This window comes from Micromonospora inositola, from assembly GCF_900090285.1.
GTDB lineage: Bacteria > Actinomycetota > Actinomycetes > Mycobacteriales > Micromonosporaceae > Micromonospora > Micromonospora inositola.
Genome location: NZ_LT607754.1, coordinates 64,796 through 89,821, shown reverse-complemented (window position 1 = coordinate 89,821; position 25,026 = coordinate 64,796). Strand labels below are relative to the sequence as shown.

Genomic DNA, 25,026 nt, shown 5'->3' with positions numbered 1-25,026 from the left:
GAGCAGACGATGACAACGCAGCGCACGCGGTCGCTCGGGCGCCCGACCCTCGACGCGGTCGCGGCCCGTGCCGGCGTCGGGCGCGGCACGGTCTCCCGCGTGGTCAACGGCTCGCCCCAGGTCAGCCCGGAGGCCCGGGCCGCCGTCCAACAGGCGATCGCCGAGCTGGGGTACGTGCCGAACCGCGCCGCCCGGGCGCTGGTGACCCAGCGGACCGACTCGGTGGCGCTGGTGGTCTCCGAGTCCGGCGAGCGGGTCTTCACCGAGCCGTTCTTCGCCAGCATCGTCCGTGGCGTCAGCTCCGGGCTGCTGGAGACCCCGATGCAGCTCTGGCTGGCCATGGTGCAGTCGCCGATCGAACGGGAACGGGTCGAGCACCACCTGACCAACCAGCACGTCGACGGCGTCCTGCTGCTCTCGCTGCACGACTCCGACCCGCTGCCCACCCTGCTGGAGGAGCGTGGCCTGCCCACCGTGCTCGGCGGTCGGCCGGCCCGGATGCTGCACCCCAGGGTCCAGCCGGCCTGGTTCGTCGACGTGGACAACGTCGGCGGCGCCCGGCAGGCGGTGGAGCACCTCTTCGCGCGGGGGCGGCGCCGCATCGCCACCATCGCCGGGCCGCAGGACATGGGCGCCGGCCTGGCCCGGTTGTCCGGCTACCGGGAGGCCGTCCGGGCCGCGGGCGCCAGCGTCAACCCGGACCTGATCGCGTACGGGGACTTCAGCGAGGGCAGCGGCACCGCCTGCATGCGGCGGCTGCTGGAGGTCTGCCCCGACCTGGACGCGGTCTTCGCCGCCTCCGACCTGATGGCGTTCGGCGCCCTCCGTGCGCTCCGCGAGGCCGGCCGCCGGGTGCCCGAGGACGTGGCCGTGATCGGCTTCGACGACGCGCCCATCGCGCGGCAGGCCGAACCCCCGCTGACCACCGTCTTCCAACCGGTGGAGGAGATGGGCCGCCAGATGGCCCGCCTCCTGGTCTCCCGGACCCGCGGCGACGAGGTGCCCTCCCCGCACGTCCTACTCGACACCAAGCTCATCCACCGCGCCTCCGCCTGACCCGTCGGGACGGCTCACCCGAGGTCGGTTACTTTTCGCGGACTTCGTGCAGGCCGTGCTCGACCAGCGGCGCCACCATGTCACCGATCCGGTCGAAGCCGCCGCCGAGCGTCTGCCCAAGGGTGTGCCGGTAGTGGATCCCCTCGCAGATCACCGCCAGCTTGAAACAGCCGAGCGCCACGTGCCAGTGCAGCGGGCCCACGTCCACGTCGCTGCGGCCGGCGTACCGGTCGATCAGTTCGGCGCCGGTGGGGAAGCCGGCGCGTGGCCCGATCCCGTCGGCGACCGGGTTGCCCTCGGCGAGTTCGCTGTCGCCCAGCACGCTCCAGTAGGTCAGCAGCAGCCCCAGGTCCGCGAGGGGATCGCCGAGGGTTGCCATCTCCCAGTCCAGCACCGCCCGGACCGTGACCGGGTCGACCTTGGCGAGGAGATTGTCCAGCCGGTAGTCGCCGTGCACGATGCGTCCCGCGTTGGCGCCCTCCGGCACGGTGTCGGCGAGCGCGTCGCGCAGCTCGTCGATGCCGGGCAGCTCGCGGCTGCGGGAGCGGTCGAGCTGGCCGGCCCAGCGGCGTACCTGCCGGCCCAGGTAGCCCTCGGGACGGCCGAAGTCGGCCAGCCCCACGGCGGCCGGCTCGACCATGTGCAGCGCGGCCAGGGTGTCCATCATCGCCATGGCCAGGTCGCGCCGCTGCCCGGCGGTGAGCGGGTCGGTCTGCGCCCGGGTCCGGTAGACCTCGCCGTCGACCTTCTCCATCAGGTAGAACGGCGCGCCGATCACCTCATCGTCGGCGCAGAGCAGCAGCGCCTCCGGGACGGGGACGTCGGTCGGCGCCAGCGCCGAGATCACCCGGTGCTCACGGGCCATGTCGTGCGCGGTGGCCAGCACGTGCCCGAGCGGGGGCCGGCGCAGCACCATCTCGCGCCCGCCGGCGCGCACCAGGTACGTCAGGTTGGACTTGCCGCCGGCGATCAGCCGCGCCGACAGCGGGCCGGCGGCCAGCTCGGGCCGCCGTTCGGCCAGGTACGCGGCGAGCCGGTCGAGATCGAGGCCCTTGGGGGACCGGTCGGACGCCGAGCCGGTCGGGGTCTGGGCAGGGTCGACGGCCGGTTCGGTCATCCGAATAGTTGATGGCAGCTCAGCTTTCTTGTCAAGGTCGGATTTTCCGCCGGGACATGCCGCTGCAACAGGGGCGAAATGGTCACCCGGCAGGCTGGTGCCCAGCCTGCCGGCCGCCACGGCCGGCCCGCCGAGCGGAGGGACCAGACATGTTGCTGAGAGTTCGGGTGACCCTGCCGGACCGACCCGGGACGCTCGGCCAGGTGGCCCGCACGCTCGGCGTGTCCGGCGCCGACATCGTCCAGGTGGTGGTGCTGGAGCGGCTCGGCGGCCGGGCGGTCGACGACTTCACGGTGGTCTGGCCGGGGGCGGCGCGGGTGGAACGTCTCCTCGCCGGCCTGGCCGCGATCCCCGGCGTCAAGGTGGACGGGGTGTGGCGGGCGATCGGGGCGCCGACCACCACCGGCCAGGACGCCGAACTGCTCGCCCAGGTCGCCGCGAACCCGACCGACGGGGTGGCCACCCTGGTGGACGCGGTGCCCGGGCTGCTCGCCGCCGACTGGGCGGCGGCCGCCGTCGTACCGCTGGACTGGGCCTCGCGCCGCGGCGGGGCCGGCGAGGCGACGGTCGGGCACGCGAGCTGGCGGGCGCCGGAACCGCCGCGGCTGCCGGAGGTGACCCCGTTGCGGGCCCGCTCGACGACCACCGCGGACGGCGACCACTACGCGGTCGCGCCGTTCGGTCGGGCCGGCCTCGTGCTGGTGGTGGCGCGCGACCGCACCGAGCCCCTCGCGGCCGCCGCGTTCCACTCCACCGAGGTGGACCGGCTGGCCCAGCTGGTCCGGGCCAGCGCGGTGATCCTCGGCGACCGACTCGACCTGGTCGGCGCGCCACCCGTGACCAGCGTCACCTGACCGGTTCCCGCCGTGTCACCCCCGGGCAACGGCGGCGCAACAGCGGACCGGCAGGGTCGGGTGGTGAGGAAGGGAGCAGACATGACGCTGTGGCGGATCCGAGCCACCGTGGACGACCGACCGGGGTACCTGTCGGTCCTCACGGCGAGCCTCGCGTTGCGCGGGGTCAACATCCTCACCGTGCAGGTGCACACCACCGAGGTGGGCGCCGTCGACGATTTCCTCGTCGACGCGCCCGACCAGCTGAACGACGCGGACCTGCTGGCCGCGGTCGAGCGGGGGCGGGGACGGGACTGCTGGGTGGCGCGCAGCGAGGCGCGCGGCCTGGCCGACCAGCCCACCCGGGTCCTCGGCCTGGCCACCCGGCTGGTCCGCGACCCGGACGCGACCGGGGAGGCACTGCGCACCCTGCTCGGCGCGGACGCGGTGACCTGGCGGCCAGTGCCGGTCGGCGGCCGGCCCGGGATCGGCGCGGCGGCGATGCTGCTCGCCGACCCGACCGGCGGGTCGTTCGAGCTGCGCCGGGCCGCGCCGAGCTTCACCCCGGCGGAGTACGCCCGGGCGCAGGCGCTGGTCGAGCTGGCCGCCACGGTGGCCCGACGGGCGACGGACCAGGTCACCCTGCTGCTGCCCGACGGGGCGGAGCTGCTGGTCCGGCCGGCGACCGTGGACGACCTGCCGGGTGTGGTGGAGCTGCACGGGGCCTGCTCGGCGCGCAGCCGGCAGCGCCGGTACCTGGGCGGCGCGGCGTGCCCACCGGCGGCCCGGCTGCGCCGGCTGCTCGAACCGGCCCGGGGGGTAACCCTCCTCGCCACGCGGCCCGGCTCCGCCGGGGAGGCGGAGGCGGTCGTCGCGATGGCGAACCTGCTGGCGGAGGGGGACGAGGCCGAGGTGGCGCTGCTGGTCCGGGACGGCTGGCAGCGGCGTGGCCTCGGCACCGCCCTGCTCCGTCGCCTGGTCGGGCACGCCGAGCGGGCCGGATACGCGGCCCTGGTGCTGCACGTCCAGGCGGAGAACGCGCCGATGCTGCGGACCCTGGCCCGGCTGGGCCGGCCGACCGCGGTGGAGCGGGACGGTTCCCTGCTGACCGCGACGGTGCCGCTGGTGGCCGGCGTGACCAGCCCGGCGCGGTCCGGGTGAGCTGAATGGAGCGTCGGCGGCGGGCGGTGCGCCCGGCGCCGGCGGGATGGCCGACCTCCGGTGCGGAGGCGGTGAAACGGCAGGGCCCCCGGTGCGGGGGCCCTGCCCATGTCCGGTGTCAGGTGGCGGGGTAGCTGCTGTATTCGGGGAAGTTGCCGTAGAGCCGGCCGTCCCCGCCGACGGTGACCGCGTGGACGAGCAGGTCGCCGCCGACGAAGGCGCCCTTCCAGGAGGCGCCCCGGCCGCCGAACGGTTCGTCCCGGTCGCCGCGGGAGCGAGGCTTGTTGATGCCCACCTTGAAGGCCTGGAGGTCGACCGCGAGCTTCGCCGCCTCGTCGGTGTCGTCGCAGGCCAGCGACGCCACGAGCGCGCCGTTGGAGGCGTTCATCGCGGCCAGCAGCTCGTCGGTGGTGTCCACCACGACGATGGTGTCGACCGGGCCGAACGGCTCGGCGTGCATCAGCCGGGACCGCCCGGGCGGGGCGAGCAGCACCGCCGGGGCGACGTACGCCGAGGTGTCCTGCCCGTCGAGGAAGGGCGCGCCGTCCAGTTTGCCGCGGTGCAGCGGCACCGCGCCGCCGCGTACCGCCTCGTCGACCTTGCGGCGCAGTTCCTCGGCCTTGGCGGCGCTGATCAGCGGGCCGAAGTCCAGCTCGGGCAGCGGATCGCCGGCCGACCGGTCGGCGTCGACGGCGAGCGGGTGTCCGAACCGGACGGAGCGGACCACCGGCAGGTACATGTCGAGGAACTCGTCGACCAGGTCGCGCTGGACCACGAACCGGGGGTACGCGGTGCAGCGCTGCTTGCCGTACTCGAAGCCCTTCTTCAGGTGCGCGGCGAGCATGTCCCACTGGGAGAAGTCCCAGATGCCCCAGGCGTTGAGGCCCTCCTGCTCGATGAAGTGGCGCTTGTCGGAGTCGAGCAGCGCGGCGGCGACCTTGCCGCCGTTGGAGCGGCCGCCGACGAAGGCGACCGCGCCGATCTCCGGCGCCCGTACGAGGACCTCGGAGAGCTCCTCGCCGCCGCCGGAGACGAGCGTGGCGGGGAGTCCGGCGCGGCGCATCAGGGCGTGCGCGACGGTGAGGCAGACCGCGCCGCCCTGGGACGGGGTCTTGGCGATGACCGCGTTCCCGGCGAGCAGCTGCACGAGCTCGGCGTGCACCAGCACGCTCATCGGGTAGTTCCAGGAGGCGATGTTGCTGACCGGGCCCGGCAGCGGCTCCCGGCCGTCGGCGAGCATCCGGTCGATCTCGCCGACGTACCAGCGGACGCCGTCCAGGGCGCGGTCGACGTCGGCGCAGGCCAGCCGCCACGGCTTGCCGATCTCCCAGACCAGCAGCAGGGCGAGCAGGTCGCGGTGCGCGGTGAGCGCGTCCAGGGCGTCGGTGACCCGGGCCTTGCGATCGGCGAGCGGGGTCTGCGCCCACTCCCGGTGCGCGGCGGCGGCGTGGGCGACCGCCGCGCGCGCCGAGTCGGCGTCGAGCCGGGCCAGGTTGACCAGGACGGTGTTGTCGACCGGGGTGCGGACCGGGCTGGGTGCCCCGACCGCGCGCCAGTCGCCCTCGACCAGGTTGTGCAGCGTGGTGACGCCGTCGGCCGGCGCCCCGAAGGCCTCCGGCGCGGCGGCCACCGCGCGGGCGAGGGTGTCGGACCAGGCGGTGCCGTCGGCGAGTCTGAGAGCCATCGCGATCTCCTCAGGGTGGACCGGGGGAGCGGCGGCGTCGATGGCACCGCTGGTGTCGCGTACTGTCCCGCGTCCTGGAGCGCGGCGGCAACCGTACGCTCGTATGCCAGGACACCAGGCCCGCCGCCCGGCGCCGTTCGTGGAGTCTCGCGACCGTCGAACACCGGCTCCGACCTGGGGGTACGCCTCAAACTAATAGAAAACTATCGATGATGTGATCCATCTCCGGGCGCCGTCGACCGGGTTACCCGTCAGTACGGATCAACACCGCATCCGGTTCAACGGCCGTGTCCGGTCCGGACGTCGCGGGGTGGAAAAGCCGGACCGGCCGCCGGACGGAGGTCCGACGGCCGGCCGTCTGCCGACGCGGGGGTCAGCTGGTGAAGGTGATCTTGCCGCGGCGACGGCGGAGCACCATCAGCGCGACGCCCCCACCGATCAGCGCGAGGCCGGTCAATGCGGTGCTGGTCGCGGCCACGCCGGTGATCGGCAGGCTGCCGCCGTTGCCGCCACCGCTGCCGCCGCCCGCCGAGCCCGACGGGTGCGCGGACGGGTTGTCGGACCCGCCCGGGGTCGGGGACTCCTCACCCGGCGTGGACGGGGTCGGCGACGGCGACCCGCCCGACTTGCACGGCTGGAGCCAGAACACCTTGTGCTTCTCGGTCCACTGCGGGTGGTTCTGGCGGTCGACCGTGAGCTTGATGTGGTAGCCCTGCTTCGGGTGCGCCATCGCCTCGGTGAGATTGAGGTCGGCGGCGGAGAACCGGAAGACCTCGTCCGGGTCGCGCTTGTACGAGCCGCCCGTGGCCGGGTCGTTGCTGACCAGCACGTTCTCGACGCGCTTGACCTCGTGGAAGTCCGGGGCGGACGGCGGCCACGCCTCGAAGATCAGGCTTGCCCGCTCGTCCTTGTCGAAGTTGAAGAACTCGACCTGGAACTCGCAGGTGACGTGCGGCTCGTTCCGGTTGTCCAGCTGGTACGCGGGCCCGTCGATCTTGACAGTGCCGTTCGCGCCGCCCGGGTCGGTGGCCAAGGCGGGACTACCGAGAGCGAGGCAGGCCGTGGCGGCGGCTGCGGTGAGGGCCGCGCGCGCGACGTGCCGACGCTGTGGCATGTGGATCCTCCGAACTTGGAAAATGGAGACGGCACATGTTCGCATGAACCGATCACCGGGTCGACACCGGAGACATCGGACGATCGGTCTGAGCTTTGCCCACGTGGCGGCCGCCAACCTGCGCACGCCGATTTCTTCGTCGATGCACCGCGTGTCGATGTAACGCTGGTGATCAGTGCGACGCTGCGGCCTGCCGAGCTTCTGCCGACTTCTCCGCTCTGCACGAACGGCTGACACGGCTTGCAGTGGCACCCGCACAACCCGGGCCGACCGCCTTCACCCTCAACGGCGTCCCCCTCGGCGTCGTCGGCCGGTCGCCGGTCGCCCCGACCGGCACCCATCCATCGCCCGGCTGACTAGGCTCGACCCGTGCGGGCCCGGGGGCGCAGTGACACCGTGCTCTTCGTCGTCTACGACGGGGTGCGGCTGCTCGACGTCACCGGGCCGCTGGAGGTGCTCACCGTGGCCAACGAGCACGGCGGTTCGTACCGGCCGCTGCTCGCCTCGCCCGACGGACGGGACGTGGTGAGCAGCGCCGGCGCCCGGCTCGGCGCCGACCTGGCGCTGCCCGACGTGGCCGGCCCGGTAGGCACCCTGGTCGTGCCCGGCGCGCCGGACTGGCAGGCCGCCGCGGGGGACCAGGCGCTGCTGGACCAGATCCGCCGGCTCGCCGCCGAGTCCGGCCGCACCGCCTCCGTCTGCGCAGGCGCGTTCCCGCTCGCCGCCGCCGGCCTCCTGGACGGCCGCCGGGTCACCACGCACTGGGACCTCGCCGACGAACTCGCCGCGGAGTTCCCGACACTCACCGTCGACCCCGACCCGATCTTCATCGTCGACGGCCGGATCATCACGTCGGCCGGGATCACCGCCGGCATCGACCTGACCCTGGCGCTGGTCGAGGCGGACCTCGGCCCGGAGACGGCCCGCGCGGTGGCCCGGCACCTGGTGGTCTTCATGCAGCGCCCCGGCGGCCAGTCCCAGTTCAGCGTCCGGACCAACACCGCGAGCACCCGCAACGACCTGCTGCGCCGGGTGCTGGACACGGTGGCCGCGGACCCGGGCCGGCCGTACGACCTGGCCGGTCTGGCGGCGCTGGCCGGGGTGAGCGTGCGGCACCTGGGCCGGTTGTTCCGCACCGAGCTGGGCATCACGCCGGCGGTGTACCTCGACCGGGTCCGGATCGAGGCGGCGCAGGACCTGCTGGAGCGGGGCGACGACACCCTCGACGTGGTGGCCCGCCGGGTCGGCTTCGGCTCGCCGGAGACGATGCGTCGGGCCTTCCTCCGCGAACTCGGCGTCACCCCCGGCGCCTACCGCTCCCGTTTCCGCACCACCGGCATCAGCCCCACCCCCTGAACGCCGACCGGGACCTGTCGTGGCCGGCGGGGGAGCGGGCCGGACGACAGGTCCCGGATCGACGCCGGGGGCGACCGGGGTCAGCGACGCAGGGCGGCGACGGGCTCCGGGGCTTCGGCCGCGACGGTGTCGCGCTGGCGCAGGGCGACCAGGCCGGCGGCGGCCAGGAGCGCGACGGAGAGCCAGAGCCCCACCGCGACACCACCGGAGTCCGACAGCGCGCCCGAGATCAGCGGGCCGACCCCCTGACCGATCGAGAAGGCCACGGTCAGCAGGGCGATGCCGGCGGTCCAGCCGCCGGCCCGCAGGGCCCGCCGGGCGAGCACGGTGGCCGCCGTCGGGCCGGCCATGAACGAGCTGCCGAAGACCGCCGCCGACACCAGCGCCGCGGGCAGCCCGGCCGGCAGCAGCAGCACCGGCAGCACGCCGACCAGCACCAGCACCGAGACCAGCGCGGGCGCCCGGCCGCCGGGCAGCCGCCCGATCACCCGCCCCCACACCGTCAGCGTGGCGACCGCCGAGGCGAGACCGAGCACCACGAAGAAGGTGGCGATGCCCGAGGTGCCGAGACCCTGGTCGCGCAGGAGCGCGATGACGAAGGTCATGTAGCTGACGTAGCCGGCGCCGAACAGGACGTACCAGGCGAACGTCGGAGCGAGCCGGGCCAGGTCCGCGCGGGGCAGCCCGGCACCGGGCGTCGCGGCCGCCGCCGGGACCCACCGGACGGCGAGCAGGGCCGGCCCGACCGCGAGCACGGCCACCACGCCGAGCAGCAGCCACCCGGCCCGCCACCCGGCGTCCCCGGCCACCGCGAGCGCCGCCGGCACCAGCAGTCCGGAGAGCACCACGCCGATGCCCACCCCGGCCATGTAGAGGGCGACCAGCAGCGCGGCCCGGCGCTGGCCACCGCCGGTGGCGACCCGGGCGGCGAGCGCCGAACCGAGCACGAAGGAGACCGCCGTGGCCAGCCCGCCGACGAACCGCAGCAGGCTCAGCACCGGATAGTCCGCGGTGGTCGCGGTGAGCAGCAGGGCGAGCGCGCTGACGGCGAGGGCGCCCGCGAAGGCGGCCCGGTCGCCGAGCCGGCGGGCCCAGAGCACCGCCGTCCCGGCGCCGATCACGTAGCCGGCGGCGTTCGCCGTGTTCAGGCCGCCGGCCTGGGCGTACGTCCAGTGCAGGTCGCCGCGCATGGCGGGCAGCAGCAGGGCGTACGCGAAGCGGGTGAAGCCGAGCGCGACGACCGGGCCGGCGGCCAGGCCGAGCGCGATCAACGTCTCGCGTCGGCGTGGATTCGGGGACATCGTTCCTCCTCTGTCGGCGGGCTCGTCGGCCCGCTGGCAGATGGAACGGGGAGGGGTCGGGGGGTGATGGCCGTCCGGACGGACAGGCGACCCTCGGATCGGGACATCACCCGCCCCGGGTGTTTCGTCCGGAATGCGGGCTACTCAGCCAGTTCGTCCGCGAGGAGGTCCATCAGGAGGGCGTCGTGCCAGCGGCCGTCGGCGCCGCGCTCGTACCGGCGCAAGATGCCGACCGGGCGGAAACCCACCTTCGCGTACGCGCGGATCGCCGCGGTGTTCGCCGCCGCCGGGTCGATGGTGAACCGGTGGTGGCCGTGCTCGTCGACCAGGTGCCGGGCCAGGGTGCGGATGGCGTCCCCACCGAGGCCCGTGCCGCGGACCGCCGGGTCGAGGAAAATGTCCATCGCGGCGTGGCGGTAGTCCGGGTCGGGCTCGGCGTACCACTGGATCGCGCCGACCACCCGGCCGTCGTGCTCGATGGCGTACACGGTCAGGTCGTCGTCGGCCAGGTCGGCGCGGACGGCCTCGGCCAGGTCGGCGCCGCCGCGCCACCAGTGGCGGACCTCCGGGGTGGACCGGATCGCCGCGAGGACCGGCACGTCCGCGTCCGTCGCCGGTCGCAGCGTCACCGCCCGCCCCCGCAGCACGGCCTCAGCCCCAGGTCTCGCCGTGCTCGACACAGACCGCCGACCAGCCGACCGGCAGCACCTGCACCTTCATCCGGCGCCGGCAGCGCGCGCAGTAGCGCGGCGGCTCCAGCGCCCGGGCCGCCGCGCACGCCTGGTGCGGACCCGCCGCGGCGGACTCACCGCAGCGGTCGCACCAGATCGCCACCGGCGCCGAACCCCCGCCGCGCGTCGCCGCGTCCGTCACCGTCGGCCTCACAGCGTCGCGGAGAGCGCCTTGACCGGCATCTTCAGGTCGTCCAGCAGCGCGAGGTCGTCGGTCGCCGGCCGGCCCAGGGTGGTCAGGTAGTTGCCGACGATCACCGCGTTGATGCCGCCCAGCAGGCCGTCCCGGGTGCCCAGGTCGCCGAGGGTGATCTCGCGGCCGCCCGCGTACCGGAGGATGGTCCGCGGCATGGCCAGCCGGAACGCGGCGATGGCCCGCAGCGCGTCCTTCCCCTCCACCACCGGGCGGTCGCCCAGCGGGGTGCCCGGGCGCGGGTTGAGGAAGTTCAGCGGGACCTCGTGCGGGTCCAGCTCGGCGAGCTGCGCGGCGAACTCGGCGCGCTGCTCGACGGTCTCGCCGAGGCCGAGGATGCCGCCGCAGCAGACCTCCATGCCGGACTCCCGGACCATCTTCAGCGTCTCCCAGCGCTCCTCCCAGGAGTGCGTGGTGACCACGTTCGGGAAGTAGGAGCGGCAGGTCTCCAGGTTGTGGTTGTAGCGGTGCACGCCCATCTCGACCAGCTCGTCGACCTGCTCCTGGGTGAGCATGCCCAGCGACGCGGCGACCTGGATGTCGACCTCCGCCTTGATGGCGGCGACGCCCTCGCGCATCTGCTTCATCAGCCGGGCGTCCGGGCCGCGCACGGCGGCCACGATGCAGAACTCCGTCGCCCCGGTCTTCGCGGTCTGCTTCGCCGCCTCGACCAGCGACGGGATGTCCAGCCAGACCGAGCGGACCGGCGAGGTGAACAGCCCCGACTGCGAGCAGAAGTGGCAGTCCTCCGGGCAGCCGCCGGTCTTCAGCGAGACGATGCCCTCGACCTCGACCTCCGGGCCGCACCAGCGCATCCGCACCTCATGGGCGAGCTGGAGAGCGGCGGGAACGTCTTCGTCGGGCAGGTTCAGCACGGCGAGGACACCGGCCTCGTCGAGGCCGACGCCGTTCTCCAGCACCTGGGTCCGGGCCTGGTCGAGGATCTCTGGCATGGCTCGTACCCTACAAGGCCGCCGGACGGGGGAGAACGGCCCAGGCCCGGCGTTCGATCCGGGCACCAGCGGCGTCCGAGCAGCCCCGGCGGGGCGGCCCACGCCACGCCGGGGCCGGTCGGACGGGTGGTAACTTCGCCCGGCGGGAGCGCCGGTGGGCGCGGCGGACGAGGGGAGTGACGGTGGCGGACTGGCTGGCGGCGCTCGACCGCCGCGCCGAGCTACGGGCCAGGGCGGGACTCACCCGCACCCTGCGCCCCCGCGCCGCCGGCGACGCCGTGGTCGACCTGGCCGGCAACGACTACCTCGGCCTGGCCACCCACCCCGAGGTCACCGCCGCGGCCGCGCGGGCGCTGTCCGGGTACGGGCTGGGGGCCACCGGGTCGCGCCTGGTGCGCGGCTCCACCGACGCCCACCACGCCCTCGAGGACACCCTCGCCGACTGGCTCGGCACCGATCGGGCGCTGGTCTTCTCCTCCGGTTACCTGGCCAACCTCGCCGCCGTCCGGGGCGTCGTTCAGCCGCGTACGCTACTCGTCTCCGACGCCCACAACCACGCCTCGCTGATCGACGGCTGCCGGATCTCCGGCGCGGAGACCGTGGTGACCCCGCACGCCGACATCGACGCGGTGGCCGCCGCGCTGGCCGCCGCCCCCGGCCGGCCGGCCGTGGTGGTCACCGAGTCGGTCTTCTCCGTCGACGGCGACCTGGCCCCGCTGGCCGCGCTGCACGCGGTCGCCCGGCGGCACGGCGCGCTGCTGCTGGTCGACGACGCGCACGCGCTCGGCGTGACCGGCCCGGCCGGTGCCGGCGGAGTGGCCGCCGCGGGCCTGTCCGGCGAGCCGGACGTGGTGGTCACCGCCACCCTGTCGAAGGCGCTCGGCGGCGCGGGCGGGGTGGTCGCCGGCCCGGCCGAGTTCGTCCGCCACCTGGTGGAGACGGGCCGGACGTTCATCTTCGACACCGCGCTGCCCCCGGCGGTGGCCGCCGGGGTCGCCGCCGCCGCGCGGCTGGCCCGCGCCGGCGACGACCTCCGCGCCGAGCTGGCCGACCGGGCCGCGCTCGCGGTGCGGCGGCTCGGCGCCGCCGGGCTGACCGTCTCCGCCCCCGACGCGGCGGTGGTCTCGGTGACCGCCCCGAGCCCGGAGGCGGCGACCGCCTGGGCGGCGGACTGCCGCGACCGCGGGGTCGCGGTGGGCTGCTTCCGGCCGCCGTCCACCCCGGACAGCCGCTCCCGGCTCCGGCTGACCATCAGCGCCGGGGTGGCCCGGGCGGACTACGAACGGGCTTTGGACGTCATCGTGGAGTGTGCGCCCGTGAGCGCGAGGAGTGAGCCGGTTTTGCGAGCCCCGCAGTCGCGAACCGAGGTGGCGCGATGACGGATGGTGCGTGGCGCGGGCCGGTGCTGGTGACCGGCACGGACACCGAGGTGGGCAAGACCGTGGTGACCGCGGCGATCGCGGCGGCGGCGCAGGCCGCCGGGCTGCGGGTGGCCGTGATCAAGCCCGGCCAGACCGGTACCGCCACCGGCGAGCCCGGCGACGTCGACTCGGTGACCCGGCTGGCCGCTCCGCTGACCGGCCGGACCCTGGCCAGCTACCCGGACCCGCTCGCCCCGCTCGCTGCCGCCCGGGTCGCCGAGCTGGAGCCGCTGGAGCTGTACGCGGCGGTCGACGCGGTCCGCGAGGAGGCCGACAAGCACGACCTGGTGCTCGTCGAGGGGGCCGGCGGGCTGCTCGTACCGATGGGGCTGCGGCCCTCGGGTGAGCCCTGGACGGTGGCCGACCTGGCGGTGTCGCTGGGCGCCCCGGCCGTGGTGGTGGCCCGCGCCGGGCTCGGCACGCTGAACCACACCGCGCTCACCCTGGAGGCGTTGGAGCGTCGGGCCGTCCCGGCCGGGGTGGTGATCGGCGCCTGGCCGGCCACCCCGGAGCTGGTGCACTGGACCAACCTGACCGACCTGGTGCCGAACCTGCTCGGCGCCCTGCCCGACGGGGCGGGCGGCATGGACCCGGGGGTCTTCCGCCGCTCCGCGCCCGGCTGGCTCACCCCCGCGCTGCACGGGGTGCTGGACGACTGGCGTACCTGGGCCGAGGACATCAGCTGACCCTTCAGGAGTACGCCGCCACGGTCTCCAGGATCTCGTACGGCGGCTGCCGGCGCCGGTCCTGGTAGGGGCGCAGCGGCGCGGTGGCGCCCCGGTGCGTGGCGCCGCCCTCCCAGTCCTGGAAGGCGGCCAGGCTGGTCCACTCGCTCATCACCACGAAGCTCGCCGGGTCGACGGCGGAGCGCAGCAGCTGGTTGCCGAGCAGCCCGGTCTGCTGCATCTCGCTCATCAGGTGACTGGAGACCAGGACGGTCCGCCCCTCGGCGGCCAGCGTGCGGGTCAACCGCCGGATCCAGCGCACCCCGTCGGGATCCAACCCGTTGACCGGTTCGTCGAAGAGCAGCACGGGCGGGTCGCCGAGCAGCGCACCGGCGATGCCGAGCCGTTGCGCCATGCCGAGGGAGAGCGAGCGTCCCGGCTTGTCCGCGGCGCGTCCGTCCAGACCGGCCAGGCCGAGCACCTCGTCGACCCGGCGCGGCGGGATGCCGTTGCTGCGGGCCATGGCCCGCAGGTGCGCCCGGCCGGACCGGGCCGGGTGCACGCCTGTCGCGTCCAGCAGCGCCCCCACCTCGTGCAACGGGTGTCGCAGCGCCCGGTACGGCCGCCCGTCGACCAGGGCCTCGCCGGCGGTCGGTCGGTCCAGGCCGAGGACCATCCGCATGGTGGTGGACTTGCCGGCGCCGTTCGGGCCGAGGAAGCCGGTCACCCGCCCGGGCGCGATGTCGACGGTCAGGTCGTCGACCGCGGTCGTCCCCCCGAACCGTTTCGTCAACCCACGTAGTGTGATCATGCGCCGACGGTACGAACCGGACCGGCCACCCCGCCGCTGCCGATCGCCGTCAACCGACCCCGACTTTCGTCAGGGCCGCCGTCCCACGCCGTACCTCGCGCGCCGCCGCCGGAGTTCCCGCCGGTCGGCCGCTCGGGCCGGAGCGGTCAGGCGCGGCGGACGACGAACGCGTCCGGCATCCGGAAGGTCAGGTTGTCCGGGCACCACGGCGGCCGGACCACGGTCACCCCGTCGAGCAGCGGGGCCGCCTCGGCGACCACTACCGCCGCCTCCATCCGGGCCAGTTGGGCCCCCACACAGCGGTGCGCGCCCGCCCCGAAGGCCAGGTGCCGGCGGGAACCGGGCTGTCCCGGCCGGAACTCGGCCGGGGCGGCCACCACCTCGGGGTCCCGGCCCGCCCGGGCCAGCCACGCCACGATGCTGGTGCCCGCCGGCACCGCCGTCCCGCCCAGCGTGGTGTCCACCGCGGCCACCCGCCGCCAGGTGACGATCGGCGGCTCCAGCCGCAGCCCCTCCTCGACCACGTCGGCGACGGCGACCTCGCCGGCGCGCAGCCCCGCGCGTACCTCCGGTTCGCCGGTCAGCCGGTGCAGCAGCAGGGTGAGGAACTGCGAGGTGGTCTCCTGGCCGGCGACCAGCAGGAAGAACAGCGCGCCCACCACCACGTCGGGGGAGTGCCCGGCGGCGCGAAGCCGGGCGGCCAGCCCCCCGCCGGTGGCGGCGAACGCCCGGAGCACGGTGTGGAACCGGCCGACCTCGGTGGCGAGCGCCCGCTGCCGCTCGGCGTCCAGCGGCGCCCAGAACAGCTCCAGCGCGGCCCGGGCGAACTCCTTGACCGCACCGACCGGGGCGTCCGGCAGTTCCACGAGCCGGGCCAGCACCAGCAGCGGCAGGTCGGCGGCGAGTTCGGCGTACAGGTCGACCACCCGGCCCGCGTCGAGGGCGGCGGCGAGTCGGTCCACCCGTTTTCGGACCAGCGCCGTCAGCCAGGGCTGCTGCGCCGCCACCCGGGTGGGGTGCAGCGCGTCGGCGACGATGCCGCGGATCTCCGGGTGGCTGGCGCCGGAGTTGTTGGCGAGGGTCGGCGGCAGCCGGAACCGGTGCCCGGCCAGCACCCGCAGCGCGGCCACCGGCATCGGGGTCACCGCGTCGAGGGCGTTGTCCGGCCGGAACGTGACGGGGTCGGTGAGCACCCGCCGGACCAGCGCGTGCCGGGTGACCACCAGGTGACCGACGCCGACGTGGTCGACCACGGTCGCCACGTCCGGCCACCGCCGGTCGACGGACTCCCCCCAGCCCCGGAACAGCACGCCGCCACGCTAGCGGCCGGCTCCCGGCGGCGCCGGGTCCAGCTCCCACACGGTGGTGTGCTTCACCCGTACGCTCTCCAGCGCCTCCGGCACCGGCACGTCGTACGCGGCCAGCTCGCGGAAGCGTTCGCGGGGCAGGAACGCCCGCCCGGGGTCGCCGACCAGCACCCGGGCCCCGGACCGGGCGGCCCGGAGCAGGAAGCGCAGCATCCGCCGGGCCATCGCCTCGCTGTAGAAGACATCGCCGGCGAGCACCACCTCGGCGTCACCGGCATCCCCGTCGAGGATGTCGCCGAACTCGGCGTCGACGCGTACCCCGTTTGCCTCGGCGTTGAGCGCGACGGCCGCGACGGCCCGCTCGTCGACCTCGACGGCGCGGACGGACGCCGCGCCGGCGCGGGCGGCGGCGATGGCGACCAGGCCGGAGCCGGAGGCGAGGTCGAGCACCCGGCGGCCGGCGACCAGCTCGGGGTGGTCGGTGACGTAGCGGGCCAGTCCCTGGCCGCCGGCCCAGGCGAAGGCCCAGAACGGTGGGGGCTGGGCGCTGCGGAACTCGCCCTCGGTCAGCTCCCACAGGCCGATCGGCTCGTCGGCCTGGTGCAGCCGCACCTCGGGGACGAACGGGACCGGCGCGAGCCGGGCGTGCAGCCGGACGAAGGCCGCGGACAGGTCGGACACCCGGTGATTCTGCCCCGGCCGGGATTCCGGGCGTGTCGCGGGGCGGGCGTGACCGGTTCACCACCGTCCGTGAAATCGGGCCCCGCGCTTGGCGGTCGGTGCGAACACGCCCGTCTACCGGCTTACCCGGGCCGCTCATAGCGTTGCCAGGTGGACGCGACCGACGGGAGGACGAGGCGGTGGTGAGCGTGTGGCGGAACGCGCTGCGGACCGGGGTGGTGCTGGCCTGTCTGTCGGGGGCGGGTCTGGGTGCGGCCGTGCCGGCGCGGGCGGCGGCCGGCTTCGCCACCGAGCTGAGCGGGCTGCCGGACGAGTTCACCGCCGGCAACGGGGTGGAGACGGTCTCCGCGGTGGTCTCCCGCTCGGACGGTGGTGGCTGCGTCAAGGTGCGCTGGTCGATGGTGCTCGGCGTGCAGGGGCTGCGGTTGGACCAGGTGAAGGTGGACCGGGTGGAGGACAGCGGCTCCTTCCCGCTGGAGATCCGGACCGAGGGGGACGTGGCCCGGCTGACCGACCGTCAGCTTGACCCGGGGATCCTCTGCCCCGGGCGGACGGTCACCGCCCGCTACCGGGTGGCCTTCGCCGAGGACGTCAGCCGGGGGCGGGTGAGCTTCGCCGCCGAGGCGTACGACGAGAACCTGCGCCTGCTCGCCCGGCAGACGGCGACGCGGCAGGTGATCGGGGAGGAGGTCGAGGCGACGCCGAGCGAGACGGGGAGCTCCGCCGCGCCGAGCGAACCGGCCGCCTCGGAGCCGGCGGCGGACGATCCCGGCGAGGAGGCGACGCCGAGCGACGAGGCGGTGGCGGAGTTGCCGCCGCCGGGTGCGGCGGGCCGGCCGGTGGCGCAGTCCGGTGGTTTCGGGGTGGTGCAGGGGGCCTTCCTCCTCGGTGGCCTGCTCCTCTTCCTCGGCGCGGGCCTGCTGTTGCGGCTGCGGCACCTGATGCGTCCGGACGGGAACGCGGCGGCCGAGGGCGATCCGCGCCTGGCCTTCGAGCGTCCGCGGGCGCGGCGGTGGCGGTAGGGGCCGCCGATCGGGGGTGGCCGGGGCCGGGACGGGAACCTCCCGGCCCCGGTGCGTACCGAGAACCCTCGACCTGCCACCCAGGTTCCTAGGAAGCTCTGGAAGGGTGGGCCGAGCCTCCCGGGGAGGCCGGCGGCCACCACCGCGCGGGACGCGCCGGGGGACCCCCCGATTTGGCAACCGTTCCCGGCCTCGGCTAAAGTTCTCATCCGTCACCGGAAACACCGGGGACACGCGGACGTAGCGCAGCTGGTAGCGCATCACCTTGCCAAGGTGAGGGTCGCGGGTTCGAATCCCGTCGTCCGCTCGGAGCTGCCGCCAGGCATGTCGGGGGCAACCTCGGTGGAGTGGCCGAGAGGCGAGGCAACGGCCTGCAAAGCCGTGTACACGGGTTCAAATCCCGTCTCCACCTCGGCAGTTGACGAGGGCGATTGGCGCAGTGGGAGCGCGCTTCCTTGACACGGAAGAGGTCACTGGTTCAAACCCAGTATCGCCCACCAGTTGGATGATCAGAACGGCTCGTCACCGGACAACGGTGACGAGCCGTTCTGTTTCTCCCGGCCCGCCCGCTCACCCCGCGGCGGTCAGCAGCGCCTCCGCGACCGGCGTCCGACCGCTCAGCAGCGACCGGCCCGCCCGGTGCGTCACCACCAGGCCCGCCGCGCGCAGCGCGGCGAGGTGCTGTGACACGCCCGCGGGGGACATGCCGGTCCGCCGGGCCAGCTCGGTGGTCGACCGCGGCGCGTCCAGCTCGGCGAGCAGCCGGGCCCGCCCCCGGCCGAGCACGGCGCCCAGGGCGTCCGGCGCCGCCGGCGGGCACTCCCACAGCGCGCCGAGGCCCCGGGCGGGGTACGCCAGCTGCGGTACGTCGCCCGCCGCGATGCTGAGCACGGACGGCCAGACGAAGACCGACGGGACCAGGACCAGCCCGCTACCCTCCGGCACGTCCGGCGCGGCGCAGTGCCGCTGGCTGATCAGCAGGGCGTCGCCCTCCCAGCGGACCCGCTCGTGCAGGTCGTTCAGTAGCCCGGCGGCGCCCTCCTCGGCCAGCCGGCGGGCCCGGCGGAACACCTCCGCGTCGAGCAGCGCCCGGATCCGGGGCCACTCGGCGGCCAGGGCCAGCCGCCAGTACGTGCCGATCTCCTCGGCCAGCCGGCGCAGCCCGTCCGCCGGGTCGGCGTACAGGCCTTCCAGCGCCGGCGGCCGGTCCCCGGGGTAGAGGTCGAGCTGGGCGCGCACCGTGTCGGGCGGGGTGGCCCGCAGCGCGGACAGCTCCTGCCCCAGGTCGGGGGTCAGGCCGGCGGGTGGCGGGGTGAGGAAGTCGGCCAGGTAGCCCGGTGCCCGCGGTACCAGCTGCCAGAGCAGGCCGCCGTCGGCGCCGACCAGCCCGGCCTCGATCAGCCGTGGCCGGACCCGGTTGACCCAGGGCAGGTGGATTGCGTGGTCGCCGGGGTCGCGGAGCACCCGCACGCTGGCGACGACCTCCCAGAGGCAGGAGAGCGCGAAGCGGAGCCGGGCGACCGCGCCCGCGGACAGGCCGATGGCGACCACCCGGCCTCCCTCCGTTTCAGCTGGGGCTGAAACATTACGCCCGGTGGCGGTGCGGACCCAGACTGGCCGGGTGAACGATCACCACACCCGAGCCCTGCACTTCCGTTCCCTGCACGTCCCCGGCGAGCCGCTGGTCCTGGTCAACGCCTGGGACGTGGCGAGCGCCCGGATCGTCGCGGCCGCCGGCGCCCGCGCGGTCGCCACCACCAGCGCCGGGGTCGCCTGGAGCCTCGGCGCGCCCGACGGCGACGCTCTCGGCCGCGACGCGGCCGTCGACCTGGTCCGCCGGGTCGTCGCCGGGGTGCCGCTGCCGGTCACGGCCGACATCGAGTCCGGGTACGGCGACACCGCCGACGAGGTCGCCGCGACCGTACGCGCGGTGGTGGCGGCGGGCGCCGTCGGCGTGAACGTCGAGGACGCCCGCCACGATGGGGGCGCGCCGCTGCGCGAGGTGGCGGACCAGTGCGCCCGGCTGTCCGCCGTGCGGAAGGCGGCGGACCACGCCGGCGTGCCGCTGTACGTCAACGCCCGGATCGACACGTTCCTGCGCGGCGCCGGCGGCGTCGACGAGACGGTGGCCCGGGCCCACGCCTACCTGGCGGCCGGCGCGGACGGCGTGTTCGTGCCGGGGGCGGTCGACCCGGAGACGGTGACCGCCCTGGTCGCGGCCATCCCGGCCCCACTGAACGTGCTGGTCGGGCCGGGCGCCCCGGCGGTGCCGGAGCTGGCCCGCCTCGGGGTGGCCCGGATCAGCCTCGGCTCCTCGGTCGCCGAGGCCGCGTACGCGGTGGCCCGCCGGGCCGCCGAGGAGACGCTCGGCGCCGGGACGTACGACGCGCTCGCCGGCGCGTTCGACTACGGCGCGCTGAACGACCTGATGCGCGGCTGAAGCCGGGACACGAAGGGGTGCCGGCCGCGTCGGCCGGCACCCCTTCGTGCGCGTGCGTGGTGACCGTGACCGATCAGCTCCGTCGGCCCCGGTTCGGTCGGGTCACAGCGGCGGGCCGACGTCCCGGCGCTCCTCGACCCGCCGGTACTCCACCGGCTCGGCCGGGGTGACCACCTCGCGGCGGCGACCCCAGACCAGGGTCGTCATGATGAGGCCGAGGACGCCGGCCGCCATCAGGATCCAGCCGACGACGTCGAGGTTGACGCCACCGATGCTGGCGTCCAACGCGAACGTGAGGATCGCGCCGACCGCGATCAGGAAGATGCTGGTACCGATTCCCACGACAGCCTCCTTCAGGGGACGTGGTGTGCTGTCGAGAGCAGTCAGTACCCAGGTGGTGAGCAGCGCAACCACCGGGGGGTCGGCCGCTCGAAGAACCGCCCGCGCCCGGGTCGGCGCCAGGTCCGTGACGGCGAGCGTGCCGGCCGGCGGGTCGGCGTTGCGCCGGGCCAGCCGGCGGCGGAGCTCATCCTCCGGCGGGTCGAGTACGCAGAGCCGGCGCCCTGGATGCCGCAGGTCAGGAAGAGCGTCGCCAGGTCCGCCCACGCTACCGACGCACGGCCCGGGGGCCTGCCCTACGGCGATCTTGCGATCGGGTACAGTTCTCCCCGTCGCCGACGCAAGCCGGCGGCACGCGGACGTAGCGCAGCTGGTAGCGCATCACCTTGCCAAGGTGAGGGTCGCGGGTTCGAATCCCGTCGTCCGCTCGCGATCCGCCCCCTCGCGGGGCCGACCGCCGCCGGTGCTGGTCTCTCCACCCGGCGGGCGCGCGGGCGATTGGCGCAGTGGGAGCGCGCTTCCTTGACACGGAAGAGGTCACTGGTTCAAACCCAGTATCGCCCACCAGCAAAGACGGCCTGTCCAGGCGATGGACAGGCCGTCTTTCGTCGGACCGGACGGCGGGCGGGAACGATGCCTCCGGTGGCCCTCGGGCCCTGTGCGGATCCCTCGTCGACGCCGCCAACGGCACAACCTGAACCAGGACGCCGGGGTGCCCTGCACCCCGGCGACCAGGCCCTGGGCCGGTCCGTCCGGCCGGTCTGATTCTTTGGTCGCCCCCAGCGCTGACGTTGGTCACGGTCCGTGCGGCGGTCGCGGTTCTTCTGCGGTACGTGGAAATGCCGCTGGCCGGCACCCCGTGTCTCGGGGTGCCGGCCAGCGGCTTGTTGCCCTTGTTCGCTTGGGTCAGCTGTTCCAGTTGGCGGCGACGATGTCGGCGGCCTGCTGCTCCCACTGGGCGTAGGCGTCCGGGTAGGCCGACACCTGCACCGTCTGGGCGGCCTCGGTCAGCGGCATGTCCTGCCAGCCGTCGACCTGCTTGAGACCCTTCTCGAAGGCCAGGGTCGCGTACTCGGGGTCGGTGATCTGCTTCGGCGTGCCCCAACCCGAGGAGGGGCGCTGCTGGAACAGGCCCAGCGAGTCGTGGTCGTTGGCGTCACCCAGGTGACCCAGGTTCTCCAGCTTCGACTCCTGCAGGCTGGTCGCGATCGAGATGACCGCGGCCCGCTCCGGCAGACCCGCCTTCTTCGTCGCCGCGATGATCGCCTTGGCGTTGCCGGTCTGCTCAGCGTTCAGGGTGATCTTCGACTGCGCGCCCTGCACACCATGCGGAATCAGCTTGCCCTTGTCCACGCCCGGCTTGTCGGCCTGCACAGCGACCGGCTTGCCGGCCACCGGGGTGGCGTCGGCGTGCGCGGCGACCGGACCGGCGAACACGCCACCGGTGAAAGCCAGACCAGCAATGCCCAGAACGCTCTTACGCATGATCGTGTTCATGGTGAAGCTCCATTCGGGGGTCGGCGTCACCGCCGAGGGGGGCCGGCACGTGCGCAAGCACCGTCAGGCGCTCAAAAACTGCAAGGGGGAAAGTCTCTGCCCGGTCCGGCCGCGGGGCGGGGCCTCTTCGCAGCGCCGGGACCATGTGTAACGACCGCCGGCCCGCCATCATTCCGGGGCCCGTCCACCAACCCGTCGAGCGGGCCAGGTACTCGGTCGTACGGGAGATGTAACGACCACGGCCCGGCCACGATTCCGGCTGGGGGATGCCGCCGGTCACACCCAACCCGACATCCGGGTACAGACCCCGCAGCCGGCCCGCCCCGGTCGCCCACCCGCGCTCGGACAACCGGACACCCCGACCAGGGTGCGGGTCCGGCGCCGGGCGTTCTGCCCACGGCAGATCCGCTCACCGTGAACATCCCTCCCGGTAACCCCGGAGCCTCGGCAGGCTGGACGCATGAGACTGCTGGTGCTGGGCGGAACGGGATTCGTGGGTGGGGCCACCGTGGCCGAGGCGGTACGCCGCGGCTGGTCGGTGACGGTGTTCAACCGGGGGTTGCACGGCGACGTGCAGGCGGGTGTACACCGGTTGCGGGGTGACCGGACCGCGCCGGGCGGGCTGGCGGCGCTGGCCGGCGGCGAGTGGGACCTGGTGGTGGACACCTGGGACGGCGCGCCCCGGGCGGTGGGGGAGGCCGCGCGGGCGCTGGTCGATTCGACGCCTCACTACGTCTACGTGTCCAGCGGTTCCGTCTACGCCGAACCCGTCGAACCCGGCTCGGACGAGGACGCGCCGACCGTCGAGGCGGCCGCCGACGCGGTGGACGGCGACTACGCGCAGCTGAAGGCCGGCGGTGAGCGGGCCGCGGTGGAGGTCTTCGGTGACCGGGCGTTGCTGGCGCGGGCCGGGCTGATCCTCGGTCCGGGGGAGGATATCGGCCGGCTGCCCTGGTGGCTGAGCCGGATCGCGCGTGGCGGCGAAGTGCTGGCGCCCGGGCCGCGCGAGCTGCCCCTGCAGTACGTGGACGTGCGCGACCTGGCGGCGTGGCTGCTGGACCGGGGTGCGGAGGGCGTCGGCGGGGCGTACAACGTGGTCAGTCGAACGGGGCACGCGACGATGGGTGAGCTGCTCGACGCGGCCGTCGCGATGATCGCCTCGGGCGCGGTGCTGCGCTGGACGGACCCGGAGCCGATTCTCGCCGCCGGCGTGGTGCCCTGGAACGACCTGCCGATCTGGATCCCGCTCGGCCACGAGTACCGCTGGTTGCAGGAACGCGACGTGACCCGGGCGTATGCGGCGGGGCTGGTCTGCCGTCCGGTGGCCGAGACGGTCGCCGACACCTGGCGCTGGCTGCGGGAGGTGGGGCGGGTCCCGCCGCGGGCGGGCCGACCGGCGCGGGCGGCGGTGGGCCTGGATCCGCAGCGGGAGGCGGCCCTGCTGGCCGCGGTGGCGGGCCGCGTCATGCCGGCCTGACCGGTCACCGCGCCCGGGCTCCCGTGGCCGGAGCGGGACCGCCGCGGTCGGGGTCAGGCCGGCACCACCGGCAGGTCGAGCACCTCGTCAACGGAGCGGCGCGGGGTGGTGACGCCGGGCTGCCCGTACCCGATCCGCATCACCATCTGCGGCGTGCCGAACCGGCCGAGCGACAGCCGCAGCGCCTCCCGCGCCCCCGGCACCTCGATCGGCTGGGAGATCATCGACACGCTCAGCCCGGCGTCAGTGGCGGTGAGCAGCACCCGCTGCAGGGCCTGCCCGGCGATGATCTGGTCGGTGGCCGTGTTTCCCGCCGAGCCGAGCACCGCGACCAGGGGCTCCGACTCGAAGTCCCGCCCCGGCGCCCGGTTGCGCCCGCCGAAGCCGCGCTGCGGCAGCAGGTCCTGCGGTTCGCTCCGCGGACCGCCGGCGGCGACCGGCACCCCGTCGGGGGAGGGCTCCGAGCGGATCCACGCGCACCGCTCGGCCACGTACGCGGCGTCGCGTTCGAGCACCCGGTGGGCGCTGCGGGCGATCTCGGCGAACGCGTTGACCGCGCTGGTGCCGATCACCAGCTCCAGCCAGGACTGTTCGGCGCGGGCCGCCTCGCTGAGCCGCCAACGGGCGTCGGCGGGGACCGGGTCGGGCCAGAACGGCGCGCGGTTGCTGAACCGGCGGCCGATGGCCGCGTGCAGGCTCTGCTCGGTCGGGGTGGGGCGGCGCGGCAGGTCCGGGACCAGCCGGGCCACCACGTCCGGCTCCGCCGGGCACGGGCGCAGCCGGACCGTGGCCGGCGTGCCGGCCACCGCGAGGGCCAGCCGCAGGTTGAACAGCGCCGCTCCGCAGGCGATCCGGGCGCCCCAGCCGCTGGGGTCGGTGGCGGGGAGCCGGCGCAGCGGGTCGACGGAGAGTTCGATCCCGCCGTCGCGCAGCCGGAACCGCCACGGCTGGGTGTTGTGCAGGGACGGCGCCCGGACCGCGTCGGAGGCGGCGGCGCTCAACTGCTCGACGGTGAAGCCGGTGTCCATGGTTGTGCTCCTTCCGTGGCAGGCCGTGCCACCCCCGTTTGGTTCCCTCCCACGGTGCGTCAACCAGGGGTTTTGCGAGCAGGGCCGGAGGTCCCCTCCTCGGTGGGCCCGTCTGCCCGCCGTGGCGCGGTCGCGGTAGGGACCTTTGGCCCGTGTGCAGCGGAGCGCCGGCGGGGTAGAAAAGACGGATGATCCGGGTGTTCCTGCTCGACGACCATGAGGTCGTCCGTCGTGGCCTTGCCGACCTGCTGCAGAGCAGCGGCGACATCGAGGTGGTGGGCGAGTCCGGCTCCGCCCAGGAGGCGGCCCGCCGCATCCCCGCGCTGCGCCCCGACGTGGCGATCCTCGACGCTCGACTGCCCGACGGCAACGGCATCGACGTGTGCCGGGACGTCCGGGCGGTGGACTCCTCGATCAAGGGGCTGATCCTCACCTCGTACGAGGACGACGAGGCGCTCTTCGCCGCCATCATGGCGGGCGCCGCCGGGTACGTGCTCAAGCAGATCCGCGGCACCGACCTGGTGGACGCGGTGCGCCGGGTGGCGGCCGGGCAGTCGCTGCTCGACCCGGCGATCACCACCCGGGTGCTGGAGCGGATCCGCAACGGCGTCGAGCAGCCCCGCGAGCTGAAGACCCTCACCGAGCAGGAGCGGCGGATCCTGGAGTACGTGGCCGAGGGGCTCACCAACCGGGAGATCGCCGGCAAGATGTTCCTGGCCGAGAAGACCGTGAAGAACTACGTCTCCAGCGTGCTGGCCAAGCTCGGCCTGGAACGGCGTACCCAGGCCGCGGTGCTCGCCACCCGGCTGCTCGGCAAGGCCCACTGAGCCGGCCCGGCC

24 protein-coding genes and 5 tRNA genes are annotated in these 25,026 nt (G+C 74.8%); 15 read left to right on the top strand and 14 right to left on the bottom strand.

Features of this window, described 5'->3' with window-relative positions; genetic code table 11:
• The first annotated feature begins 9 nt into the window (after window positions 1–9).
• Window positions 10–1,056 carry a LacI family DNA-binding transcriptional regulator gene (locus GA0070613_RS00430; RefSeq protein ID WP_089015654.1) on the top strand — a complete coding sequence of 349 codons (1,047 nt, stop codon included), beginning with the start codon at window positions 10–12 and terminating at the stop codon, window positions 1,054–1,056.
• A 28-nt stretch (window positions 1,057–1,084) separates the two neighbouring features.
• On the opposite strand, the gene GA0070613_RS00425 is transcribed toward GA0070613_RS00430, so the two are convergent.
• Entirely contained in the window at window positions 1,085–2,173 is a 1,089-nt protein-coding gene (locus GA0070613_RS00425) for a phosphotransferase family protein (protein ID WP_089010440.1), read from the bottom strand.
• A 149-nt stretch (window positions 2,174–2,322) separates the two neighbouring features.
• On the opposite strand from GA0070613_RS00425, the gene GA0070613_RS00420 reads away from it, so the two are divergent.
• A complete protein-coding gene (locus GA0070613_RS00420; protein WP_089010439.1) occupies window positions 2,323–3,027 on the top strand; it encodes an ACT domain-containing protein in 705 nt (234 codons plus the stop codon).
• A gap of 81 nt (window positions 3,028–3,108) precedes the next feature.
• Window positions 3,109–4,167, top strand: a complete 1,059-nt coding sequence (locus tag GA0070613_RS00415; protein ID WP_089010438.1) for a GNAT family N-acetyltransferase — start codon at window positions 3,109–3,111, stop codon at window positions 4,165–4,167.
• 118 nt (window positions 4,168–4,285) lie between these two features.
• Here the strand turns inward: GA0070613_RS00415 and GA0070613_RS00410 are convergent, their stop codons facing one another.
• Window positions 4,286–5,851: an aldehyde dehydrogenase family protein gene (locus GA0070613_RS00410; protein ID WP_089010437.1), complete on the bottom strand. Its 1,566-nt coding sequence runs from the start codon at window positions 5,849–5,851 to the stop codon at window positions 4,286–4,288.
• Between the two features lie 373 nt (window positions 5,852–6,224).
• Window positions 6,225–6,965 (bottom strand): hypothetical protein, encoded by a 741-nt coding sequence (locus GA0070613_RS00405; protein WP_089010436.1) that lies wholly within the window; start codon window positions 6,963–6,965, stop codon window positions 6,225–6,227.
• A gap of 369 nt (window positions 6,966–7,334) precedes the next feature.
• Between GA0070613_RS00405 and GA0070613_RS00400 the strand changes: the two genes are divergently transcribed.
• Window positions 7,335–8,321 carry a GlxA family transcriptional regulator gene (locus tag GA0070613_RS00400; RefSeq protein WP_231929616.1) on the top strand — a complete coding sequence of 329 codons (987 nt, stop codon included), beginning with the start codon at window positions 7,335–7,337 and terminating at the stop codon, window positions 8,319–8,321.
• A gap of 80 nt (window positions 8,322–8,401) precedes the next feature.
• On the opposite strand, the gene GA0070613_RS00395 is transcribed toward GA0070613_RS00400, so the two are convergent.
• The 4 genes from GA0070613_RS00395 to bioB all read right to left on the bottom strand — a co-directional run bounded on the left by GA0070613_RS00395 (window position 8,402) and on the right by bioB (window position 11,499).
• The gene (locus GA0070613_RS00395; RefSeq protein ID WP_089010435.1) at window positions 8,402–9,622 is read right to left on the bottom strand and encodes a YbfB/YjiJ family MFS transporter; all 1,221 of its coding nucleotides are present in this window, start codon (window positions 9,620–9,622) and stop codon (window positions 8,402–8,404) included.
• Window positions 9,623–9,762: 140 nt separating this feature from the next.
• On the bottom strand, window positions 9,763–10,269 hold the full coding sequence (locus tag GA0070613_RS00390; RefSeq protein ID WP_089010434.1) for a GNAT family N-acetyltransferase: 507 nt from the start codon (window positions 10,267–10,269) through the stop codon (window positions 9,763–9,765).
• A 4-nt stretch (window positions 10,270–10,273) separates the two neighbouring features.
• A complete protein-coding gene (bsaP, locus tag GA0070613_RS00385) occupies window positions 10,274–10,495 on the bottom strand; it encodes a biotin synthase auxiliary protein BsaP (protein WP_089015652.1) in 222 nt (73 codons plus the stop codon).
• 8 nt (window positions 10,496–10,503) lie between these two features.
• A complete protein-coding gene (gene bioB, locus GA0070613_RS00380; protein WP_089010433.1) occupies window positions 10,504–11,499 on the bottom strand; it encodes a biotin synthase BioB in 996 nt (331 codons plus the stop codon).
• Between the two features lie 182 nt (window positions 11,500–11,681).
• Here bioB and GA0070613_RS00375 point away from each other — a divergent pair, with 182 nt between their 5' ends.
• Complete coding sequence (locus tag GA0070613_RS00375) at window positions 11,682–12,878, top strand: 8-amino-7-oxononanoate synthase (RefSeq protein ID WP_231929615.1); 1,197 nt, start codon at window positions 11,682–11,684, stop codon at window positions 12,876–12,878.
• Entirely contained in the window at window positions 12,875–13,606 is a 732-nt protein-coding gene (gene bioD / locus GA0070613_RS00370; protein ID WP_089010432.1) for a dethiobiotin synthase, read from the top strand. The genes GA0070613_RS00375 and bioD overlap by 4 nt, the downstream gene beginning before the upstream one ends.
• 4 nt (window positions 13,607–13,610) lie before the next feature.
• On the opposite strand, the gene GA0070613_RS00365 is transcribed toward bioD, so the two are convergent.
• From GA0070613_RS00365 to GA0070613_RS00355, 3 genes are all read right to left on the bottom strand, one after another.
• Window positions 13,611–14,396 carry an ATP-binding cassette domain-containing protein gene (locus tag GA0070613_RS00365; RefSeq protein WP_089010431.1) on the bottom strand — a complete coding sequence of 262 codons (786 nt, stop codon included), beginning with the start codon at window positions 14,394–14,396 and terminating at the stop codon, window positions 13,611–13,613.
• Between the two features lie 146 nt (window positions 14,397–14,542).
• Window positions 14,543–15,706, bottom strand: a complete 1,164-nt coding sequence (locus GA0070613_RS00360) for a cytochrome P450 (protein ID WP_089010430.1) — start codon at window positions 15,704–15,706, stop codon at window positions 14,543–14,545.
• A 9-nt stretch (window positions 15,707–15,715) separates the two neighbouring features.
• Window positions 15,716–16,384: a class I SAM-dependent methyltransferase gene (locus tag GA0070613_RS00355; protein WP_089010429.1), complete on the bottom strand. Its 669-nt coding sequence runs from the start codon at window positions 16,382–16,384 to the stop codon at window positions 15,716–15,718.
• A gap of 182 nt (window positions 16,385–16,566) precedes the next feature.
• Here GA0070613_RS00355 and GA0070613_RS00350 point away from each other — a divergent pair, with 182 nt between their 5' ends.
• From GA0070613_RS00350 to GA0070613_RS00335, 4 genes are all read left to right on the top strand, one after another.
• Window positions 16,567–17,406 carry an SPOR domain-containing protein gene (locus tag GA0070613_RS00350; RefSeq protein ID WP_231929614.1) on the top strand — a complete coding sequence of 280 codons (840 nt, stop codon included), beginning with the start codon at window positions 16,567–16,569 and terminating at the stop codon, window positions 17,404–17,406.
• Window positions 17,407–17,640: 234 nt separating this feature from the next.
• Window positions 17,641–17,713: transfer RNA gene (locus GA0070613_RS00345), tRNA-Gly, on the top strand.
• A 34-nt stretch (window positions 17,714–17,747) separates the two neighbouring features.
• Window positions 17,748–17,818 (top strand) — tRNA-Cys (locus tag GA0070613_RS00340).
• A gap of 13 nt (window positions 17,819–17,831) precedes the next feature.
• Window positions 17,832–17,906, top strand: a tRNA-Val gene (locus GA0070613_RS00335).
• A gap of 70 nt (window positions 17,907–17,976) precedes the next feature.
• Here GA0070613_RS00335 and GA0070613_RS00330 read toward each other — a convergent pair.
• Window positions 17,977–18,957: an ArsR/SmtB family transcription factor gene (locus tag GA0070613_RS00330; RefSeq protein ID WP_172875728.1), complete on the bottom strand. Its 981-nt coding sequence runs from the start codon at window positions 18,955–18,957 to the stop codon at window positions 17,977–17,979.
• A 70-nt stretch (window positions 18,958–19,027) separates the two neighbouring features.
• Between GA0070613_RS00330 and GA0070613_RS00325 the strand changes: the two genes are divergently transcribed.
• Window positions 19,028–19,846, top strand: a complete 819-nt coding sequence (locus tag GA0070613_RS00325) for an isocitrate lyase/PEP mutase family protein (protein ID WP_089015650.1) — start codon at window positions 19,028–19,030, stop codon at window positions 19,844–19,846.
• A gap of 102 nt (window positions 19,847–19,948) precedes the next feature.
• Here GA0070613_RS00325 and GA0070613_RS00320 read toward each other — a convergent pair whose 3' ends face one another.
• A complete protein-coding gene (locus tag GA0070613_RS00320) occupies window positions 19,949–20,188 on the bottom strand; it encodes a DUF6458 family protein (RefSeq protein WP_089010427.1) in 240 nt (79 codons plus the stop codon).
• A 352-nt stretch (window positions 20,189–20,540) separates the two neighbouring features.
• Between GA0070613_RS00320 and GA0070613_RS00315 the strand changes: the two genes are divergently transcribed.
• Both GA0070613_RS00315 and GA0070613_RS00310 read left to right on the top strand, forming a co-directional pair.
• A tRNA-Gly gene (locus tag GA0070613_RS00315) sits at window positions 20,541–20,613 on the top strand.
• A gap of 64 nt (window positions 20,614–20,677) precedes the next feature.
• A tRNA-Val gene (locus tag GA0070613_RS00310) sits at window positions 20,678–20,752 on the top strand.
• Between the two features lie 339 nt (window positions 20,753–21,091).
• Here the strand turns inward: GA0070613_RS00310 and GA0070613_RS00305 are convergent.
• Window positions 21,092–21,682 carry a hypothetical protein gene (locus GA0070613_RS00305; protein ID WP_089015649.1) on the bottom strand — a complete coding sequence of 197 codons (591 nt, stop codon included), beginning with the start codon at window positions 21,680–21,682 and terminating at the stop codon, window positions 21,092–21,094.
• A 460-nt stretch (window positions 21,683–22,142) separates the two neighbouring features.
• On the opposite strand from GA0070613_RS00305, the gene GA0070613_RS00300 reads away from it, so the two are divergent.
• Window positions 22,143–23,159 carry an NAD-dependent epimerase/dehydratase family protein gene (locus tag GA0070613_RS00300; protein WP_089010426.1) on the top strand — a complete coding sequence of 339 codons (1,017 nt, stop codon included), beginning with the start codon at window positions 22,143–22,145 and terminating at the stop codon, window positions 23,157–23,159.
• Between the two features lie 53 nt (window positions 23,160–23,212).
• Here GA0070613_RS00300 and GA0070613_RS00295 read toward each other — a convergent pair whose 3' ends face one another.
• Window positions 23,213–24,187, bottom strand: a complete 975-nt coding sequence (locus GA0070613_RS00295) for an Acg family FMN-binding oxidoreductase (RefSeq protein ID WP_089010425.1) — start codon at window positions 24,185–24,187, stop codon at window positions 23,213–23,215.
• 188 nt (window positions 24,188–24,375) lie between these two features.
• Here GA0070613_RS00295 and GA0070613_RS00290 point away from each other — a divergent pair, with 188 nt between their 5' ends.
• The gene (locus tag GA0070613_RS00290) at window positions 24,376–25,014 is read left to right on the top strand and encodes a response regulator (RefSeq protein WP_089010424.1); all 639 of its coding nucleotides are present in this window, start codon (window positions 24,376–24,378) and stop codon (window positions 25,012–25,014) included.
• Window positions 25,015–25,026: the final 12 nt, after the last annotated feature.

Excerpts from the sequence above, each read along its gene's own strand:
- GA0070613_RS00430 (WP_089015654.1), top strand. The coding sequence starts at position 10 with ATGACAACGCAGCGCACGCGGTCGCTCGGGCGCCCGACCCTCGACGCG.
- GA0070613_RS00425 (WP_089010440.1), bottom strand. The coding sequence starts at position 2,173 with ATGACCGAACCGGCCGTCGACCCTGCCCAGACCCCGACCGGCTCGGCG.
- GA0070613_RS00420 (WP_089010439.1), top strand. The coding sequence starts at position 2,323 with ATGTTGCTGAGAGTTCGGGTGACCCTGCCGGACCGACCCGGGACGCTC.
- GA0070613_RS00415 (WP_089010438.1), top strand. The coding sequence starts at position 3,109 with ATGACGCTGTGGCGGATCCGAGCCACCGTGGACGACCGACCGGGGTAC.
- GA0070613_RS00410 (WP_089010437.1), bottom strand. The coding sequence starts at position 5,851 with ATGGCTCTCAGACTCGCCGACGGCACCGCCTGGTCCGACACCCTCGCC.
- GA0070613_RS00405 (WP_089010436.1), bottom strand. The coding sequence starts at position 6,965 with ATGCCACAGCGTCGGCACGTCGCGCGCGCGGCCCTCACCGCAGCCGCC.
- GA0070613_RS00395 (WP_089010435.1), bottom strand. The coding sequence starts at position 9,622 with ATGTCCCCGAATCCACGCCGACGCGAGACGTTGATCGCGCTCGGCCTG.
- bioB (WP_089010433.1), bottom strand. The coding sequence starts at position 11,499 with ATGCCAGAGATCCTCGACCAGGCCCGGACCCAGGTGCTGGAGAACGGC.
- bioD (WP_089010432.1), top strand. The coding sequence starts at position 12,875 with ATGACGGATGGTGCGTGGCGCGGGCCGGTGCTGGTGACCGGCACGGAC.
- GA0070613_RS00365 (WP_089010431.1), bottom strand. The coding sequence starts at position 14,396 with ATGATCACACTACGTGGGTTGACGAAACGGTTCGGGGGGACGACCGCG.
- GA0070613_RS00305 (WP_089015649.1), bottom strand. The coding sequence starts at position 21,682 with ATGAACACGATCATGCGTAAGAGCGTTCTGGGCATTGCTGGTCTGGCT.
- GA0070613_RS00300 (WP_089010426.1), top strand. The coding sequence starts at position 22,143 with ATGAGACTGCTGGTGCTGGGCGGAACGGGATTCGTGGGTGGGGCCACC.
- GA0070613_RS00295 (WP_089010425.1), bottom strand. The coding sequence starts at position 24,187 with ATGGACACCGGCTTCACCGTCGAGCAGTTGAGCGCCGCCGCCTCCGAC.
- GA0070613_RS00290 (WP_089010424.1), top strand. The coding sequence starts at position 24,376 with ATGATCCGGGTGTTCCTGCTCGACGACCATGAGGTCGTCCGTCGTGGC.